Source organism: Vibrio sp. 1562 (assembly GCF_033340155.1).
GTDB classification, from domain to species: Bacteria; Pseudomonadota; Gammaproteobacteria; order Enterobacterales; family Vibrionaceae; genus Vibrio; species Vibrio alginolyticus.
On sequence record NZ_JAWOVY010000081.1, the window covers coordinates 1 to 1,346 of the forward strand.

Here is a 1,346-nt window from a genome sequence, read left to right on the forward strand (position 1 = left end):
AATTTAAGTTGCTCAGCACCTATCGCATACAATGTTACGGTTGCACGAACTTGCTTAGGTAGATATAAGTCGTTACCTGAATCGGAAATCAGTACAGAAGCCTGACCCGCAGAACCAAGAGAATAAACAACGCCGTTATCATCAACACGAATGAGGTTCTGCCCGCTTTCGACTTGGTAACTCAGTTTACCTTTCTGCCCGCGCACGGTCAGAGCTTTCCCGTCAGGATCGAGTGCTACTAGGCTTAAATCACTGGCAGAAAGATCATTGTTAAAACCTCGTTCAACCGTGACCGAAAACGTCGTTTCAGAAGATTCATACACAGAACTGGTATCTGTTGCACGAATTATCGCGGTGCCTGGACGCAGGATTTGAAATACTCCCGAATCATTCACTCTCACCACATTCGGCGGATTTGAATCAATGACTTGGTAAGATACTGAGCCGCGAACGTTGCTCAATAGTGTCTGAGTGATGGTTCCCACACCCTCAAACTGCAACGAGGCATCTTCAACAATCAGCTGTGGACGACTCTGCTTCGTGATAGAAGTTGGAGAGCTTGTATTGCTCGGCTTAGAGTCACCTCCTCCACCGCAACCAGCAAGTAAAGCAGCAAGAAAAATCAAATAATAATTTCTGTTCATTTTTAGTAATAATTTGTTACATCTCAAGGGGCGAGATAATAATACGATGTTTTATTAATCGCTATCCCTATTGTTGATGACTTTATTACTTAAGTATTTACTACTATATTAAGGGTAAAAATAAATTCTGATAAATGGCGAGAAAATTACCCGAAAAAACGCGAAGCAAACGTTTAAATTAATGTAATTAATTAATTTAGAAAGAGTGAATATTCAACAAAATAAAACAGGAAAAATAATGAAGAAAAATTGCGTTAATTTTTGGCGGGCTATGCTGTATAGACATTAACAGATTAGAAAAACATAATTATCTAATACACAAATAAAAGCAAGAACGAATCTCGTTTATATTTAATAAAAGAGATTTGTATTTTAAAACTGGAATAATGTCACTCTTACATTCCATTTTAATGTCTCGTCAGTAACAACTATTATTCCAGTAACTGTAAACTTAGATTAGCTTCGAATTGGCAACTCAGTGGTATATTTAATCGACTCCATTGCAAATGTTGAAGTCACGTTAGAGAGCCCCTTTACACTATTCACTAAGCGCTTATAAAACTCGTCAAAGCACTTCATATCTTTCACCAGCACTTTCATCATGTAGTCATACTCGCCAGCCATACGATAAAACTCCATCACCTCAGGGAAATCACTCACTGTTGTGACAAAATGGTGATACCAATCTTCTGAGTGATCGAT

The 1,346-nt window shown here is 38.3% G+C and carries 1 protein-coding gene and 1 pseudogene; both read right to left on the reverse strand.

The window, feature by feature from the left end:
- A pseudogene (locus tag R7Z49_RS23285) lies at positions 1–644 on the reverse strand (cadherin repeat domain-containing protein); the annotation flags it as partial.
- 456 nt (positions 645–1,100) lie between these two features.
- A partial coding sequence (locus tag R7Z49_RS23290) for an Lrp/AsnC family transcriptional regulator (RefSeq protein ID WP_318112105.1) occupies positions 1,101–1,346 on the reverse strand: 246 nt, incomplete at its 5' end.